At 67.8% G+C, this 15144-nt stretch carries 15 protein-coding genes, 1 rRNA gene, 1 pseudogene and 1 riboswitch; of the genes and pseudogenes, 5 read left to right on the forward strand and 12 right to left on the reverse strand.

Features of this window, described 5'->3' with window-relative positions; all coding sequences use genetic code 11:
- Window positions 1-8 precede the first annotated feature (8 nt).
- Complete coding sequence (locus ACFWUR_RS21210) at window positions 9-593, forward strand: TetR/AcrR family transcriptional regulator C-terminal domain-containing protein (RefSeq protein WP_378909005.1); 585 nt, start codon at window positions 9-11, stop codon at window positions 591-593.
- Here ACFWUR_RS21210 and ACFWUR_RS21215 read toward each other — a convergent pair whose 3' ends face one another.
- Together ACFWUR_RS21215 and ACFWUR_RS21220 are read right to left on the reverse strand one after the other, a co-directional pair.
- A complete protein-coding gene (locus tag ACFWUR_RS21215) occupies window positions 594-1739 on the reverse strand; it encodes an alpha/beta fold hydrolase (RefSeq protein WP_378909006.1) in 1146 nt (381 codons plus the stop codon).
- Window positions 1740-1822: 83 nt separating this feature from the next.
- Window positions 1823-2098 (reverse strand): helix-turn-helix domain-containing protein, encoded by a 276-nt coding sequence (locus ACFWUR_RS21220; protein WP_378909007.1) that lies wholly within the window; start codon window positions 2096-2098, stop codon window positions 1823-1825.
- Window positions 2099-2178: 80 nt separating this feature from the next.
- On the opposite strand from ACFWUR_RS21220, the pseudogene ACFWUR_RS21225 reads away from it, so the two are divergent.
- Window positions 2179-2550 (forward strand): annotated as a pseudogene (locus ACFWUR_RS21225) (TIGR03086 family protein); the annotation flags it as partial.
- Window positions 2551-2669: 119 nt separating this feature from the next.
- Here the strand turns inward: ACFWUR_RS21225 and ACFWUR_RS21230 are convergent.
- Genes ACFWUR_RS21230 through ACFWUR_RS21245 form a run of 4 tightly spaced genes read right to left on the reverse strand, consistent with a single transcriptional unit; the run spans window position 2670 to window position 6707 of the window.
- On the reverse strand, window positions 2670-4019 hold the full coding sequence (locus ACFWUR_RS21230) for an LLM class flavin-dependent oxidoreductase (protein ID WP_378909008.1): 1350 nt from the start codon (window positions 4017-4019) through the stop codon (window positions 2670-2672).
- Window positions 4016-4780, reverse strand: a complete 765-nt coding sequence (locus ACFWUR_RS21235) for an ABC transporter ATP-binding protein (RefSeq protein ID WP_378909009.1) — start codon at window positions 4778-4780, stop codon at window positions 4016-4018. The genes ACFWUR_RS21230 and ACFWUR_RS21235 overlap by 4 nt, the downstream gene beginning before the upstream one ends.
- Complete coding sequence (locus ACFWUR_RS21240) at window positions 4756-5616, reverse strand: ABC transporter permease (protein WP_378909011.1); 861 nt, start codon at window positions 5614-5616, stop codon at window positions 4756-4758. The genes ACFWUR_RS21235 and ACFWUR_RS21240 overlap by 25 nt, the downstream gene beginning before the upstream one ends.
- Window positions 5616-6707 (reverse strand): ABC transporter substrate-binding protein, encoded by a 1092-nt coding sequence (locus tag ACFWUR_RS21245; protein WP_378909012.1) that lies wholly within the window; start codon window positions 6705-6707, stop codon window positions 5616-5618. The genes ACFWUR_RS21240 and ACFWUR_RS21245 overlap by 1 nt, the downstream gene beginning before the upstream one ends.
- Window positions 6708-6791: 84 nt before the next feature.
- Window positions 6792-6916: riboswitch (cobalamin riboswitch) on the forward strand.
- A gap of 33 nt (window positions 6917-6949) precedes the next feature.
- Here ACFWUR_RS21245 and ACFWUR_RS21250 point away from each other — a divergent pair.
- Genes ACFWUR_RS21250 through ACFWUR_RS21260 form a run of 3 tightly spaced genes read left to right on the forward strand, consistent with a single transcriptional unit; the run spans window position 6950 to window position 10073 of the window.
- Window positions 6950-7981: a FecCD family ABC transporter permease gene (locus ACFWUR_RS21250; RefSeq protein WP_378909013.1), complete on the forward strand. Its 1032-nt coding sequence runs from the start codon at window positions 6950-6952 to the stop codon at window positions 7979-7981.
- Complete coding sequence (locus ACFWUR_RS21255) at window positions 7978-9045, forward strand: ABC transporter ATP-binding protein (protein WP_378909014.1); 1068 nt, start codon at window positions 7978-7980, stop codon at window positions 9043-9045. Before ACFWUR_RS21250 ends, ACFWUR_RS21255 begins: the two co-directional genes overlap by 4 nt.
- Window positions 9042-10073, forward strand: coding sequence for an ABC transporter substrate-binding protein (locus ACFWUR_RS21260; RefSeq protein ID WP_378909015.1), 1032 nt, complete (start codon window positions 9042-9044; stop codon window positions 10071-10073). The genes ACFWUR_RS21255 and ACFWUR_RS21260 overlap by 4 nt, the downstream gene beginning before the upstream one ends.
- 24 nt (window positions 10074-10097) lie before the next feature.
- Here ACFWUR_RS21260 and ACFWUR_RS21265 read toward each other — a convergent pair whose 3' ends face one another.
- The 6 genes from ACFWUR_RS21265 to rrf all read right to left on the reverse strand — a co-directional run.
- Window positions 10098-10565, reverse strand: coding sequence for an SRPBCC domain-containing protein (locus ACFWUR_RS21265; protein ID WP_378909016.1), 468 nt, complete (start codon window positions 10563-10565; stop codon window positions 10098-10100).
- Window positions 10566-10600: 35 nt separating this feature from the next.
- On the reverse strand, window positions 10601-11797 hold the full coding sequence (locus ACFWUR_RS21270; protein ID WP_378909017.1) for an ROK family protein: 1197 nt from the start codon (window positions 11795-11797) through the stop codon (window positions 10601-10603).
- 25 nt (window positions 11798-11822) lie between these two features.
- Window positions 11823-13064 carry a sugar ABC transporter permease gene (locus ACFWUR_RS21275; RefSeq protein ID WP_378909019.1) on the reverse strand — a complete coding sequence of 414 codons (1242 nt, stop codon included), beginning with the start codon at window positions 13062-13064 and terminating at the stop codon, window positions 11823-11825.
- A complete protein-coding gene (locus ACFWUR_RS21280) occupies window positions 13061-13825 on the reverse strand; it encodes an ATP-binding cassette domain-containing protein (RefSeq protein ID WP_378909020.1) in 765 nt (254 codons plus the stop codon). The genes ACFWUR_RS21275 and ACFWUR_RS21280 overlap by 4 nt, the downstream gene beginning before the upstream one ends.
- Window positions 13825-14907 (reverse strand): sugar ABC transporter substrate-binding protein, encoded by a 1083-nt coding sequence (locus ACFWUR_RS21285; protein ID WP_378909021.1) that lies wholly within the window; start codon window positions 14905-14907, stop codon window positions 13825-13827. Before ACFWUR_RS21285 ends, ACFWUR_RS21280 begins: the two co-directional genes overlap by 1 nt.
- 146 nt (window positions 14908-15053) lie before the next feature.
- Window positions 15054-15144, reverse strand: a 5S ribosomal RNA gene (rrf, locus tag ACFWUR_RS21290); the annotation flags it as partial.

Here is a 15144-nt window from a genome sequence, read left to right on the forward strand (position 1 = left end):
GGACGCGCGTGCACCTGCGGAAGACGGATGTGGTCGATGCCGCCGTCGAGATTCTCGACCAATACGGGCTCGCCGATCTGACGATGCGTCGACTCGCCGGCTCGCTGCAGGTGCAGCCGGGTGCGCTGTACTGGCACGTCAAGGACAAGCAGACCCTGCTCGGTGCGGTGGCCGACCGGATTCTCGCCCCGATGGACGAGGCGATCACGGCCACCGAATGGCCCGAACAACTCACCGAGCTGGCGCATCGACTGCGCGACTGCCTGCTCGCCTACCGCGACGGCGCCGAATTGGTCTCGGCCACCTACGCCTCGCGACTGACCACGAGCAAAGCCCGTGAACGCCTGGCGGGCATCGTCATTCGTGCCGGCATGACCAGGCAGGAGGCCGACCTCACGGCCTACACCCTGCTCTACTACGTGCTCGGCCAGACCGTCGACGAGCAGTCGCGCATGCAGATGGACTCCGTCGGCGCGCTGCCCGAGGACAACACGCCATTGCTCGACACTCCCGACCCCACCGCGCGCTTCGACTTCGGCCTGCAACTGTTCATCGCAGGCGTGCGCACCATTCTCGGAGCCCGGCTGCGCTGATCAGGGCGGATCGTTGCGATTGGCTTCCTGGAAGCGGCGTACGAACGGCAGTACCTGCGACTCGATGACCTCGTTGTACTCGCGGGGTCGCTGAATCGGATTCGCATGTTCGGTCCCCCGGGGCCGCACCACCGACAGCGTGCCGTCGACACCACCGGAGTGTTCGACCAGCACCTTGTGCGAGTACTCCACGTCCACCACCGTGTCGCGGGACGCGTCACGAGGTCGGATGAACACGATGGCCGGGTTTCGCTTGTCCGGATGCGGCCTGCCGAGCGCTTGCAGATCCGCGGTGCCACCGCCCGCGACGATCGCCAGGAACTGCGCCTCGATCAGCCCGTTGCTGGCAGCGTCACGAGACAATATCTTGTCGCGCAACACTTCTGAGGACACTTTCGCCATCGCGGAGAGGTCGACATCATAGAACAGCCCATCTCGCTGCGCGAAACGTTCACGCCGAGCAGACATCTCGACCGCGAAGCGCAGCAGCCTGCTCTCCCTCGCACCGGGTAGCCAGCCCATCCACCGCACCAGATCCGCACCGCGACCGCGACTCTCGGGGCGCACCGCGTCCAGATCCATCGGCGTGCAGTCCAGCACCACGGCCACCAATCGCCGATCGCTGCCCAGGTGGATGTGGCGCGCCACTTCGAGCGCGATGATCCCGCCCATGCTGTGACCCACCAGCACGATATTGCGCACGTTGCCGTACCGCGCCGCCCGCACGATCATCTCGGCGATGACCTTGGTGTCGATACCCGCGTTGTCGTAACGCACCGCCCACACCACGCCCAGCCGACTCAGCGCGGGCAGGGCCTTGGCGGTCGGGGTCGCGTTCACTCCCCCGAGCCCGACCATATCGACGACCGCGGTATCCCAATCCCGAGCATCCGCGGGCAGATTCGCCGGCAGCAACTCCGGCGTGGTCTGTGCCAGGCGCTCGCGTTCGGGAGCCACGTCGTGCACCCAGTACTGCCCGAACCCGATCATCACGACCAGCAGCACCCCGAGTATTCGCAATACCGTCAGCTCGGTCCGGCGCCAACCGCCCCACGCGTGTCCGAGCCGGGTTTCGCGCAACCGCTCCCGCCGACGCGCATCGTCGAAGTCCGCGACGGTGGACGGATGCCGATCGAATGACGACATCCCCCCACTGTAGGGGCGGCGATCGGTCGCTGCCGGTCACTACCGCGCCCACCGGCAACAGCAGCCCATGACCACCCGCCGCGTTACTGCTGCTCATAGCGCTGTGCGTACCGGGTCGGCGGCTCACCGAAGATCGCGCGGAAGTCACGGCTCAGATGGGCCTGATCGGCATAGCCCAGCTCGGCGGCGAGCGCGGCCCAATCGATCTCGGCTCCGTGGGCGAGACGTTCGGTGACCTCGTGCAGCCGGTAGCGTCGCACCACCCATTTCGGACCGACGCCGACATACTCGGCGAACAACCGCTGCATCCCCCGCATACTCAGGCCGAATCGCTGCGCGAGCGCATCGACCCTGGTCACTTCGATGTCCTCGGCGATCGTCGTCACTATCCGCGCGCAGAGATCGGCCAGCGGATCAGGCGTGGGCAGGTGTCCGAGCCTTGCTGAACCACCTGCTGCACCGGGGTCCGGCATTGATCGGCGCGGCGCGCAAGGAGGCGATCGCCGCGGGTATCGCGGTGGATCTGACCACGGGCGACTGGGCCGCGGCCCTCGATACCCAGCTCACCGACCTCGCCACCGCCTGGCGTCACCCCGGCGCCTGGCAGGGCGTCACCCGGATGGGCGGCCCGATGGAGCTGCCCGCGTCGCTGGTCGGCGGCATGGTCGTCGGTGAGCTGGTCGTGCACGGCTGGGATCTCGCCCGCGCCCTCGACTCCGCCGTGCACTGGGACGACGATCTGCTGCGCTACGTCTACGACGAGACCCTCGCCACAGCCGACCAGGGACGCCGGCTGGGCGTCTACGGCGCCGAGGTTCCCGTGGCACCCGGCGCTCCCCTACTCGACCGAATCCTCGGCCTCACCGGCCGCGACCCCGGGTGGGCACAGGCAGCCACACGAGCGAACGCCCCCTTGGTCGGAACCAGCACTCATTCGACGGCAGCGGACGGCTGGGTGAACTGGCTGCGCGGCCGCGCCAACCCGAAGTGCTCGCGCAAGGTGGTCCCGGTGTATTCGGTGCGAAACAGCTTACGCTGCTGCAGAATCGGCACCACCGTCTCGGCGAAGACCTCGAGCCCGCCGGGGTAATACGGCGGCATCACGTTGAAGCCGTCCGCCGCGCCCTGGGTGAACCACTCCTCGATGGTGTCGGCCACCTGCTCGGGCGTTCCCGCGAAGACCCGGTGTCCGCGCGCCCCGGCCAGCCGGTGCAGCAGCCCGCGCAGGGTCGGGCGTTCCCGCTCGACGATCCCGGCCACCACCTGCAATCTGCTGCGCGCGTTGTCGGTGACATCACCCGCCCCCGCGAACACTTCCACAGGCACCGGCTCGTCGAGCGCGAGGGTGCGCAGCGAGGTGCCGGTGATCGATTCCAGCTGCTTGATCCCGTACTCGGGCACCGTGAGCTCGTTGAACTCGCGTTCCAGACGCACTGCGGCGGCCTCGGTGTCGGCGATGAACGGACTGATTCCCGGCAGGATCTTCACCTCGTCGGCGGTGCGCCCGAACTCGGCGGCCTTGGACTTGATGTCGGCATAGAACGCCTGGGCATCCGAGAGTCGTTGATGCGCTGTGAAAATGGCTTCCGCGTACTGTCCGGCGAAGGTGCGTCCCTCGTTCGAAGCCCCCGCCTGTACCAGCACCGGACGCCCCTGGGGTGTCCGTGCCGCGGTGAACGGTCCACGCACACTGAGGTGTTCGCCGATGAAGTCGATCGGATGGATCTTGTCCGGATCGGCATACACCCCGGCGGCGCGGTCGAGCACGATCGCATCGTCTTCCCAGCTGTCCCACAGCCCGACCACCGCGTCGACGAACTCCCGTGCGCGGGCGTAGCGCTCGGCGTGATCGGGGTGACGGTCGAGCCCGAAGTTGGCCGCGGCCAGGTCGGTGCCGGTGGTGACGATGTTCCAGCCCGCACGACCACCGGAGATGTGATCGAGCGAGGAGAAAAGCCGCGCCAGGTTGTAGGGCTCGTAGTAGGTGGTCGATGCTGTCGCGATCAGGCCCAGATGTGTTGTCGCCGCGGCGATCGCGGTGAGCAGGGTGATCGGTTCGAGGCCGGGTGCGGCATTGTGGCGCACGTCGGTGCGCAGGGCGGGGCCGTCGGCGAAGAACACCGCGTCGAGTTTCGCCGCTTCCGCGGTACGCCCGATCTCCTGGTAGTAGGAGACGTCGTAGATACGGTCGGGCCTGCTGTCGGGATGGCGCCAGGCGGCTTCGTGGTGCCCCGACGGGTAGATGAACGCGTTGAGACTCAGTTGACGTGGTGCACTCATGACGCCTGTTTCGCTTTCTCGAATTCTGTTGTGTCGACACCGAGTCCGGCCAGCAGGATCTCGCGCAGCCGGACGAACTCCGGGTGCGCGTGCCTGCGCGGACGCGGGGTCTCGATGCGCTGATCGATCGTGATCCGCCCCTCGCCGAGCACCAGCACCCGATCGGCGAGCAGCACGGCCTCGTCCACATCGTGGGTCACCAGCAGCACGGCAGGCCGGTGGCGTCGGCACAGCGCTTGCAGGAGCGCGTGCATCCGAATCCTGGTCAGCGCGTCGAGCGCACCGAACGGTTCGTCGGCCAGGAGCAGTTCCGGCTCGCGTACCAGCGACCGAGCCAACGCCACCCGCTGCTGTTCGCCACCGGACAGCTCACGCGGCCAAGCTTTCTCACGCCCTGCCAGCCCGACCTCGGCCAAGGCCGACCGTCCGCGCCGAGCCGCGTCGCGCCCGGTCGACCCGAGCACCACATTGTCGAGAACCCGCGCCCACGGCAGCAGCCGCGAATCCTGGAACACCACCGCGCGCTGCGTGGGCACCGTCAGCTCGCCCGCGCCGGGTACCTCGGAGTCGAGTTCGGCCAGCGCACGCAGCAGGGTGCTCTTGCCGGAACCACTGCGCCCGAGCAACGCGACGAACTCCCCGCGCCGGATCTCGATATCGATGCCGTTCAACACGATTCGCTCGCCGAAGCCACGCGTGAGCGCGCGGGTGCGAACGACTACCCGTTCGTCGGAGCTCAGTCGCCCAATGTCTGTCGCCATGCCAGCACCTTTCGTTGCGTTGCCCGCACGGCGAGGTCGCCGAACAGTCCGAGCAGTCCGTAGATCACCAGGCCGACGACGATCACGTCGATCTGCCCGTAGGTTCGCGCCTGCGTCATCAGGTAGCCGATGCCACTGGTCGCATTGACCTGTTCGACCACCACCAGCGCCAACCAGGAGATGGTCACCGCCAGCCGCAGCCCTAGGAAGAAGCCCGGTAGCGAGCCCGGCAGCGCGATCCGACGCAGGAATCCCCACCGCGACAGCCCGACCGTCTCGGCGAGCTCCACGTAGCGCGCGTCGACGCCGCGCAGGTAGGCGTGGGTATTGATATAGATCGGAATGAGCACGCTGGTCGTGATCACGATCAGCTTCATCTGCTCGCCGATCCCGAACCAGACGATGAACAGCGGGATCAGCGCGAGCGTCGGGATCGCCCGCTTGATCTGCACGGGACCGTCGACCACCGCCTCCCCGATCCGGCTCAGCCCGGCCACCAGGGCGAGCACCACACCGATCACCACACCCAGGACGAGGCCGATCACGGCACGCTGCAACGAGGCCAGCAGGTTGGACTGCAACCGGCCGTCCGCGATCAGCTCACCGGCGGTCTGCGCGACGGTCCACGGCGCGGGCAATGTCTGCGGGTCGATGGCGCCGATCGCGGATCCGAGCACCCAGGCGCCGATGAGCAAGCCCGGACCGAGGGCGAAGCCGAACGGGATCGGCGTGCCGGGTCCCAGCTTGCGCTTGCCCCGCCCACGCGGCGCGAGCGCCTCGACCGGGGCCGACTGCGTCCTGACTCGGCGTAGCACGCCCGCATCGAGAACGGCCATCAGCTCGCCGCCGGCGCGAACGCCGCCCCGCCGGCCGTGACCGCCTCGGTGACCGCGGCGTCGAAGCGCAGGTCGAAACCGTCGACGGCCTCGATCTTCTGGGGCAACTCGCCTACAGCGTCGATCGCGTCGATGGTGCTCTGCTGACGGGCGATCAGCTGCTGATCCAGGTGCGGGAACGTGAGGGTGCCCAGCGATTCGACGATCCGCTTCGCGTCGTCGCCACTGACCTTCTGACTGTCGACGTAATACCGGCTCGCCCACTCCGCACGGTGGGTGTTGGTCCATTGCCAGGCCCGCACGAACGCGCCGACCAGTGCGCGGGTCGCGGCAGCCTTGGCCGGATCCTGGACCACCGCACGGCGCGCGTACAGGAAGGCGAGACCGCTGTAGATGCCCGTGGTTTCCGAATCCGGGATCAGCGAGGCACCCGGGGTGCGCAAGAACCGTGTCACATTGGGTTCGATCAGCGGCGCGATGTCGACCTGTCCGGTGCGCACCGCGTCGGGGAACTCGGCCAGTTGCAGCCGGACCAGCTCCACCTCGGTAGGCGTCAGGCCCGCCTTGGTGAGCGCCTTCAGCACCGCGGCCTGCTGAGCCGTGCCCTCGGCGTAGGCGATCTTCCTGCCCTTCAGATCCGCGAGTTTTTCGATCGAAAGACCCGGCGCGACAGCGAGTTTCATTGCCTGCGGGTTGGTCTGGTAGGACCCGATGATGGGGACGTCCTGGCCTGCGGCCAGCGCGTGGATCGGCGGTACATCGCCCACTTGGCCGACGTCGGCCGCGCCCGCCCGGAACGCCTCGAGGATGGCCGGGCCGCCGACGAAATTCGCGAACTCGATCTCGAACGGCAGCTTGTCCAGCTCGCCGGACAGCCGCAGCGCCGATTGCAGGCGTTCCTGCTGATCGGCGACGACGAGCGTGGTCCCGGGCGGAATCTCTGTCGGCAGCGGCGTGTCGGGGGTGCCGACCGGCGCGCCGTTGCCCTGCGCGCAGCCGGTCAGGCCGAGCGTCGCGACGGTGGCCATCGCGACAAGTGCGGCGGTGGCACGGCCGAAAAGGCCGGGTCGAAAGGTGTTCGGTCGGTACATGGACGAATTCAAGCAACCGCGATCGCCGCCGAACACCATTAACATTCGCCTGATTCGAAGGGCCCGGCTCCGCGATGGCACCGAGTGCCGCGTTACAGTCTGGGCGTCATCCCCGGTGGGTGTGGGAATCCGGTGTAACTCCGGAACGGTCGCGCCACTGTGATCGCCGCACGGCGAAAGTCAGACCTCCCTTGCCGGGGCACCCTCTGAAAGGGCCGCGCCTTGCCTGTGGAGAATTCGCGATGATCCGTGCTCGGATCTCGCTCGCCCTACCGCTACTCGGGGCGTTGTTGTCGGCGGCCATGATCGGTGCCACCGGATTCGGCGCGGAGATCGTGCCGGTGTCCGCGGTGCTGGACACCCTCCTCGCGCGGCTCACCGGCGCGAGGGCCACCGACCTCGGCATCGACACCATCGTCTGGCAACTCCGGGTCCCGCGCACCCTGCTGGCGGCGGTGGTCGGCGCCGGATTGGCGTTGGCCGGTGCGGCGATGCAGACGCTGGTGCGCAACCCTCTGGCGGATCCGTTCCTGCTCGGTGTCTCCTCGGGTGCCGGAGTCGGCGCGGCCGCGGTGATCACCTCCGGCTTGTTCGCCGGCGCGGGTATCTGGGCGCTGTCCGGCGGTGCGCTGCTCGGCGCGTTCGGAGCCGCGACCCTGGTGCTGCTGATCGCGTTGGCCCAGGGCGGTCTCACCCCACTGCGGCTGGTACTCACCGGCACCGTACTCGGTTCGGCCTTCGCCGGATGCAGCAGCTTCCTCGTGTTTCGCAGCACCGATCCCGCGGCAGCCGAGTCGGTGCTGTTCTGGCTGCTCGGCAGTCTCGCCGGCGCCGACTGGACGACCCTCGCCCTGCCCTTCACGGTCGTCGTAGTGTGCGGCGCGATCCTGTGGGCGACAGCGGGCTGGCTCGATGCGCTCACCCTCGGCGCGGACACCGCGTCGTCGGTCGGCGTCCCGGTCGGGCACCTGCGCATCGGCCTGTTCGTGCTGCTCGCGGTGCTCGTCGGCGTCCTCGTCGCGGTGTCGGGCGGCATCGGGTTCGTCGGCCTCGTCGTCCCGCACGCCACGCGGATGATCGTCGGTCCCCGCCACCGCAACCTGCTGCCCACCTGCGCGCTGGGCGGTGCGCTGTTCCTGGTGGTCGCCGACGCCGCGGCCCGAATACTGGTCCGCCCCACCGAGATCCCTGTCGGCGTGCTCACCGGCCTCATCGGCGCCCCCATCTTCCTCCTCCTGATGGGCAGACGCCGCTACCAGTTCGGCGCGTCATGAGCAGCTATCTACGCGTATTCGGGCGACGGACGACGGGCCGCCATGCCGACAGCGAGACACCACAACCACGGCTCACCCCGGACGACACCATCTACACCCTCGACCGGATCGCTCCCGACCACGCGGCCCATAACCGCGACCTTCGACCCCCGGAGACCGACTCACCTGCGACGGAGTCCGACTCGCCGGTGACGTCGCCCTCGACGATGCCTGGCTCGGCTGGGCTGCCCGGCGTCATATCGGCCACGGCGTCACCGTCGAGCGGCCGAACCACGATGGGCAGGCCAGGCGCACTGCGAGCCGACACACTCACCTGCGCGATCGGCCGACGCAATATCGTTGTCGGCGCCGACTTTTCGATCAGCCCTGGCGAGATCGTCGGCATCGTGGGGCCCAACGGCAGCGGCAAGTCGACGTTGCTGCGGGTACTGGCCGGAGTCCACAGGCCCGAGCACGGCCGGGTGCTCGTGGACGGGCTGGATCTGCACGCTCTGCGGCCCCGGCGGCGCGCCTCGACGGTGGCATCGGTGGCGCAGGACGAGGACCCGCCCGCCGACATGCTGGTCGGCGAAGTGGTCGCCCTCGGGCTGACCCCCTATCTGCCGCCGTGGGGTCTCGGCGCCGCGCCCGAACAGCAGCGCGTGGCACAAGCTCTGGCGGCAGTCGATCTCGCCGGCTTCGCGGGCAGACAGGTGCGGCAACTGTCAGGCGGCGAACGTCAGCGGGTTCTGCTCGCCCGGGCCCTGCTCCAGAACACCCCCGTCCTGCTCCTCGACGAACCGACCAACCACCTCGACGTCACCCATCAACTCGAACTGCTCACCCTGATCCGGAGCCTGGACCGAACTGTCGTCGCCGCCCTGCACGATCTGTCCCTGGCCGACCGCTACTGCGATCGGATCATCGTGCTGCACAACGGCTCCACTCGACCGCCCGCCCCACCGGCGCAGGCGCTGACCCCCGACGTGGTCGGCGAAGTGTTCGGGGTCGACGCGACGCGCGTGCGGCACCCGGTGACCGGCGATGACCACCTGTTGATCACCCCGCGAGAGGCGCGACGATGAAGAAGTACGGCCCGATCCTGGCCACCACTGCCCTTGCCGCCGTCCTGACGGCCTGCACCGGCACCACCACGCAGTCCGCGACGACCATATCGATCCTCAACTGCGGCAAAGAATCCCAGTTCCCCTCCCCCGCACAGCGGCTGTTCGTCAACGACGGAAACCTCGTCTCGATGGTGCTCGCCCTCGGTGCGCAGAACCAGGTCGCCGCGGTCTCGAGCATCCAACGCGACGCCGATACCCTGCGGGCGCACTACGGCGCCGAGATTGTCGACAGCCTGAAATCTGTTGCCCCCGAGTACCCCTCGCGCGAGACGGTGCTCGCCCAGCGCCCGGACGTCATGGTCGCGGGCTGGAGCTACGGCTACGACGAGGCGAGCAATCTCACCCCCGCCGTACTACAGAAGGACGGCATCGCCGCCTACGTCCTCACCGAGAGCTGCCGCCAACTCGATGGTGCGCCCGCCCGCGGCACCGTGGAACCGTGGACCGCGCTGCGCACCGACCTCACCGACCTCGGCACGATCACGGGCCGTCCCGACCGCGCCGTCGAGGTCACCGCCGACCTCGACCGCAGGCTCGCCGCCCTGACCGCCGCCCCGAAGCCGGCGCGAACCCCGACCGTGTTCCTGTTCGACAGCGGCACCGACACCATCTACTCCAGCGGCAGATACGGTGCGCCGCAAGCGATCCTCGAAGCCGCGGGAGCCCGCAACATCCTCGACGATGTCGACGACACCTGGACGAAGGTCTCCTGGGAGCGGCTCGCGGCCGCGGATCCGGACGCCATCATGTTCGTGGACTACCCCGGCCAGACCTACGCCCAGAAAGTCGACTTGCTGCGTGCCAAACCCGGCATCAACGGCCTGCGCGCGGTCCGCGACAGCCGGTTCTTCAACCTGCCGTACGCGCTGTGGACGAGCGGACCACTCAATATCGACGCGGCCGAACAGATCCGCAAGCAGCTCGAAGCCTGGGACCTCGTGCCCACCTCGGGTATCACACCCCGCGCCGACGACGCCGTGCGCTGAGGCGAGCGACCCGGCTGGGCGGGCTCAGCCGACCGACCCCCGCTCGGCCAGCGCAACCAGTTTCGTCAACGCCATCCGCCAGGCCACCTCGTTGTCGGCGAGGCCGAGTCCGGCCGGAACCCCCTCGTGCAGTACGTCGAGGTGGGTGCCGCCGTCGGCATCGGTGAGGGTGAAGGTGACCGACTGCGCGCCGGTCATCTCCGGTTTCTCCGTGACGAACTCCAGCACCTCGATCACCTGTTCGTCCGGGACGAGCGTGCGGAACGTCCCGAAGTAGGCATCGTGCTGCGGTTGCGTTCTGCCCTCGTCGACAGGAGCTTCGTAGGTGAGCGTGATCGAGAACGATCCGCCCTCCACCGGTTCGAACCGATGCACTTCGCTGGTCATCCCGTCGGGCACCATCCAGACGCTTACCGCGTCACCGTCCAGCAACAGGCGATAGACGGTCGAGCGGGGCGCATTGATGTGCGTGCCGATCCTGGTGGTCGCCATGCCTTCACGATAGCCGCCGCACCGCGGCCGATCGATCAACTGCCGGAGCTGCGCGCCAGTGTCTGCAACGGGTCGGTCAGCACGTCGGCGAACGCCAGTTCCGCGGCCCCGATCAGTGGGGCGTCGTCGGCCAGCGCCGAGGTCCGCAGCCGCACGCGTTCACGCACGGCCAGGAGCCCGTTCTCGGCCAATCGACTGCGGACCTGGGCGGCCGAGGCGAGGTAGACCTCACGCAGCACGCCACCGAACACGACCATCGTCGGGTTGAAGATATTGACCAGATTGGCCACCCCGTAGCCGAGCCAGTCGCCGACCTGGTGCAGCGCGTCGCGGGCGGTCGCGTCACCGCGAGCGGCAGCGTCGACTATCGCCTCCACCGCCGCCCGACCGGCGAGGTCGGCACGCCCCGCCGCCGCGATCAACGCCAGTTCCCCGGCTTCGGCCTCCAGGCAACCACGTGAACCACACCGGCACGCGCGCCCGCCGGGATTGATGATCATGTGCCCGACCTCGCCGCCGTAGCCGCCCTCACCGCCGAGCAACTCGCCGCCCATGATGACGCCACCACCGATGCCGACCTCACCGTGCAGGTAGATCAGATCCGACACCCCGGCACCGACACCGCGCTCACGTTCGGCGAGCGCGCCCAGATTGGCGTTGTTGCCGACCACGACCCGAACACCGAGCCGCTGCGACAGTTTCGCGCCCACCGGCACGTCCACCCAGCCGATGTTCGGCCCGTACCGCACCACACCGTCACCTTCGCGAACCATGCCGCAGAACGCGAGACCGACTCCTACACAGACACTGTCACGCCCCGAAGTGCCGATCATGTGCTCTGCCATCGCCGCCAGCGACTCGACCACCTCGTCGGGATCGAAGGCCGTACTGTCGCGCGGTGTTTCGCGCCGATCGAGAATCACTCCGCCCAGACCGACCCGCGCCACCGCGAGCCGGTCCGCCCCGACATCCAGCGCGAGCACGAACACCCGCTCCGACTCCGGCCGCACCACCAGCGACGGCCGTCCGGCCCTGCCGGTCTGGGCGGGCAGTTCCTCACTCACCAACCCGGCAGCCGCGAGATCGGTGGTCAGCGCCAAAATCGTGCTGCGGTTCAGGCCCATTCGCTCGGCCAGCACCGCCCGCGACACCGGGCCACTCAGATGGACGTGGCGCAGCAGCACGGCGAGATTGCGTGTGCGAATCTCGTCCGGGGCGGGTGCAGCCCTCATCCGGCCCAGCCTTCCCGGTCGATGGTCAACTTCCTGGCAGTGAACGCTTGCGGGAGAGCGCATCCACCCCCGCCGCGAGCAGCAGGACAAATCCTGTCACAACGAATTTCGTGCCCGCGCTGTAGCCCATCAGGCCCATCCCGTTGTTGATCACCGCGACCACCGCGGCGCCGAGTACCGCGTCGAGCATCCGGCCGCGACCACCGAACAGGCTGGTACCGCCGATCACGGCCGCGCCGACCGCCGTGAGCAGCACGTCCGAACCGCCGGTGTTCGGATCCACCGAGTTGGCCCGCGAGGCGGCGATCAAACCGCCGACGGCCGCCATCGTCGAGCACAGCACGAAAGCACTGATCTTGATCCGATCGACCGGAATGCCCGCGCGCCGAGCAGCTTCCACACTGCCGCCGACCGCGTAGACATGCCTGCCGAAGGAGGTCCGATCGAGCACGAACGTCCACAGCAGCAGGAGCGCGATGATGAGCGGCACCACGATCGGCATGCCTTGCAGCGAGTTGACCTCCGGATTGCGACTGCGCTCGTCATTGAGCACGAGCACCGCGATCCCCGCGACGATCGCGACCGTCGCGATACGCAACGCGACCACCGGTGCCGTCTCACCGGTCAGCCCGAGTGTGTTGCGCGCACGCAACTTTCGGTACTGCACGAACGAGAACCCGGCCAGCAGCACCAGGTACATGACCCAGCCCAGCAGGGGCGGCACATTCTTGTTGGCGATCGCCAGGATCGTCTCGTCGTGGATGGAGATGTTGCGACCGTTGTCCATGATCTTCAGTGCGACACCCTGCAGCGCCAAGAACGCGGCCAGCGTCACCACGAACGACGGGACACCGATCTTCACCACGATCGCACCGATGCTCAGCCCGATCACGACACCGGTGAGCAGCGATACGAGCACCGCCGCGTACCAGGGCCAGCCCTTGTCGGTGAGCAGCACCGCGAGCACCGCGGCACACACCCCGCTGGTGAAGCCGGCCGACAGATCGATCTCCCCGAGCAACAGCACGAAGATCAAACCCATGGCGATCACCGCGATGGCGGCACCCTGGGTGAGCAGGTTCGCGATATTGCCCTGGGTCATGAACACCGGCCGCGCGATCCAGAAGACAACCGAGAGCACCACCAGTGCGATGACCGAGGGCAGCGCACCCATGTTGCCGCCGCGAATCCGCGCGACATAGCCGTTGACCAGTGCGGTCACCGGTGCGGCAGGCTCAGTGACCTCTTTCTTCATATCCACGCTCATGCCTGCACTCCGCTTCCGAGGCTCCCGCTACGGCCGGAGGTGATCAGTTCGACGACCTGCGAGTGGGTCACAGCGGCGGTGCGTACCTGCGCGGCCATCCGGCCCAGGTACAGCGCCGCGATGCGATCCGACACCGCGAAGACGTCGTTCATGTTGTGCGAGATCAACACCACCGCAAGACCTTTGTCGGCCAGGCGGCGCACCAGTTCGAGCACCTGCTGGGTCTGGGCGACACCGAGTGCCGCGGTCGGTTCGTCCAGAATCACCAACTTGCTGTTCCACAGCACGGCCTTCGCGATGGCGACGGTCTGACGTTGGCCACCCGACAGGCTCGCCACCTTCTGACGCACGGACTTCACCGTCCGTACCGACAGACCCGCCAGGGTCGCCCCCGCGAGTTCCTCCATGCCGTACTCGTCGAGCACGATGCCGTGCTTCTTCTCGCGGCCGAGGAACATGTTCTGCACGATGTCGAGGTTGTCGCAGAGCGCGAGATCCTGGTACACGATCTCGATACCCAGTTCCGCCGCGTCCCTCGGATTGCCGATCTGCACCGGCTCACCGTCGAACACGACCTGCCCCGCATCGATCGGGTGGGTTCCGCCGATGCACTTGACCAGAGTGGACTTGCCAGCGCCGTTGTCACCGACCAGCGCTGTCACCTCCCCGCTGTAGGCGGAGAAGTCGATATCGTGCAGCACGTGGACCGGACCGAAACTCTTCTCCAGACCGCGCAGTTCGATGAGCGGGGTATCGGCCATCAGCGGACGCCGTTGTCCGCGCAGAGCTTCGCGAATTCACCGGTGCACAGCTCTGCCTTGTCGACGAAACCGTCCGCGACGACGTCGTTCACGTTGTTCTTGAAGATCGCCTTCGGTTCGAGCAGCACCGCGGGCACCTTCGTCTTGGCCTCGGGGTCGTCGACGGAGTTCGGCGCCTCGCCCTTCTCGCCGTTGGCCAGCGCGATAGCCAACTTCGCGCCGGCGGCGGCCTCGAGCTCGATCGCCTTGTACACGGTCATGCACTGGTCACCGGCCAGAACGTTCTGCAGCCCCTGGACCGTGGCGTCCTGACCCGTCACCGGGATCTGGCCGTTCAGCTTCTGCTTCTTCAGCACCGCGATGGCCGCATTGGCCAGACCGTCGTTGGCCGCGACGGTGCCGCCGAGATCGGGTGTGCCGGTGAGCATCTGCTCGAAGATGGTGCCCGCCTTGGTGTTGTCCCACTCCGGGACCGCCTGATCGGGCCCCTTCACGAATTCACCCGCGTCGAACTTCGGCTTCAGCGCGCCGTCGTAACCGCTCTTGAACAGGGCGGCGTTGTTGTCTGTCGGACCGCCGTTGAGGTAGGCGACGACCGGTTTCACCGCCTGCTTGTCGGCCAGGCACTTCGCCAGGCCGTCGCCCATCAGCTGCCCGACTTTCACGTTGTCGAACGACACGTAGTACGGCGCACCGCCGCCGAGGGTCAGCCGGTCGTAGTCGATCACGGTCACGCCCTGCGCCTTGGCCTTCTGGATGACCGCCTTGCCGGTGCCGCTGTCGAGGTTGGTGATCATCAGGACCGAGGCACCGTTGGTGATCATCTGGTCCGCGATCGTCTGGAAGGCGTTCTTGTCGCCCTGGGCATTCTGGATGTCGGCCTTGATCCCCGCGGCGTCGAACGCCTCCTGAAGGTACTTGCGGTCGGCCGTTTCCCACCTCGCCGAGGTCTTGCTGTCGGGCAGGATCACGCCGATCTCGGCGCCGCTCCCCGAGGAGGTCGAAGTGTCGTCACCGCAGGCAGTGACCGAGGTGAGAAGTGCGATCGATACGGCCGCGATGCCGAAGATCCCCTGACGCATGAGCGTGGGCCTTTCGTGGAACCGCCGGGTGGGCGGTCGAGCTGGAACGAATGTTGTTCTCGACAACATACTCCAGAGTGACGTGGCCCACGCCGGAAACGCAAAAAGGCCCCCCAACCGAAGTTGGAGGGCCTTTCGCAATGATGTTCCGGCAGTGTCCTACTCTCCCACACCCTGTCGAGTGCAGTACCATCGGCGCAGGTGGCCTTAGCTTCCGGGTTCGGAATGGGACCGGGC

It is taken from the genome of Nocardia sp. NPDC058633, from assembly GCF_042717045.1.
Taxonomy (GTDB): Bacteria; Actinomycetota; Actinomycetes; order Mycobacteriales; family Mycobacteriaceae; genus Nocardia.

Excerpts from the sequence above, each read along its gene's own strand:
- ACFWUR_RS21215 (WP_378909006.1), bottom strand. The coding sequence starts at position 1,739 with ATGTCGTCATTCGATCGGCATCCGTCCACCGTCGCGGACTTCGACGAT.
- ACFWUR_RS21230 (WP_378909008.1), bottom strand. The coding sequence starts at position 4,019 with ATGAGTGCACCACGTCAACTGAGTCTCAACGCGTTCATCTACCCGTCG.
- ACFWUR_RS21235 (WP_378909009.1), bottom strand. The coding sequence starts at position 4,780 with ATGGCGACAGACATTGGGCGACTGAGCTCCGACGAACGGGTAGTCGTT.
- ACFWUR_RS21240 (WP_378909011.1), bottom strand. The coding sequence starts at position 5,616 with ATGGCCGTTCTCGATGCGGGCGTGCTACGCCGAGTCAGGACGCAGTCG.
- ACFWUR_RS21245 (WP_378909012.1), bottom strand. The coding sequence starts at position 6,707 with ATGTACCGACCGAACACCTTTCGACCCGGCCTTTTCGGCCGTGCCACC.
- ACFWUR_RS21250 (WP_378909013.1), top strand. The coding sequence starts at position 6,950 with ATGATCCGTGCTCGGATCTCGCTCGCCCTACCGCTACTCGGGGCGTTG.
- ACFWUR_RS21255 (WP_378909014.1), top strand. The coding sequence starts at position 7,978 with ATGAGCAGCTATCTACGCGTATTCGGGCGACGGACGACGGGCCGCCAT.
- ACFWUR_RS21260 (WP_378909015.1), top strand. The coding sequence starts at position 9,042 with ATGAAGAAGTACGGCCCGATCCTGGCCACCACTGCCCTTGCCGCCGTC.
- ACFWUR_RS21265 (WP_378909016.1), bottom strand. The coding sequence starts at position 10,565 with ATGGCGACCACCAGGATCGGCACGCACATCAATGCGCCCCGCTCGACC.
- ACFWUR_RS21270 (WP_378909017.1), bottom strand. The coding sequence starts at position 11,797 with ATGAGGGCTGCACCCGCCCCGGACGAGATTCGCACACGCAATCTCGCC.
- ACFWUR_RS21275 (WP_378909019.1), bottom strand. The coding sequence starts at position 13,064 with ATGAGCGTGGATATGAAGAAAGAGGTCACTGAGCCTGCCGCACCGGTG.
- ACFWUR_RS21280 (WP_378909020.1), bottom strand. The coding sequence starts at position 13,825 with ATGGCCGATACCCCGCTCATCGAACTGCGCGGTCTGGAGAAGAGTTTC.
- ACFWUR_RS21285 (WP_378909021.1), bottom strand. The coding sequence starts at position 14,907 with ATGCGTCAGGGGATCTTCGGCATCGCGGCCGTATCGATCGCACTTCTC.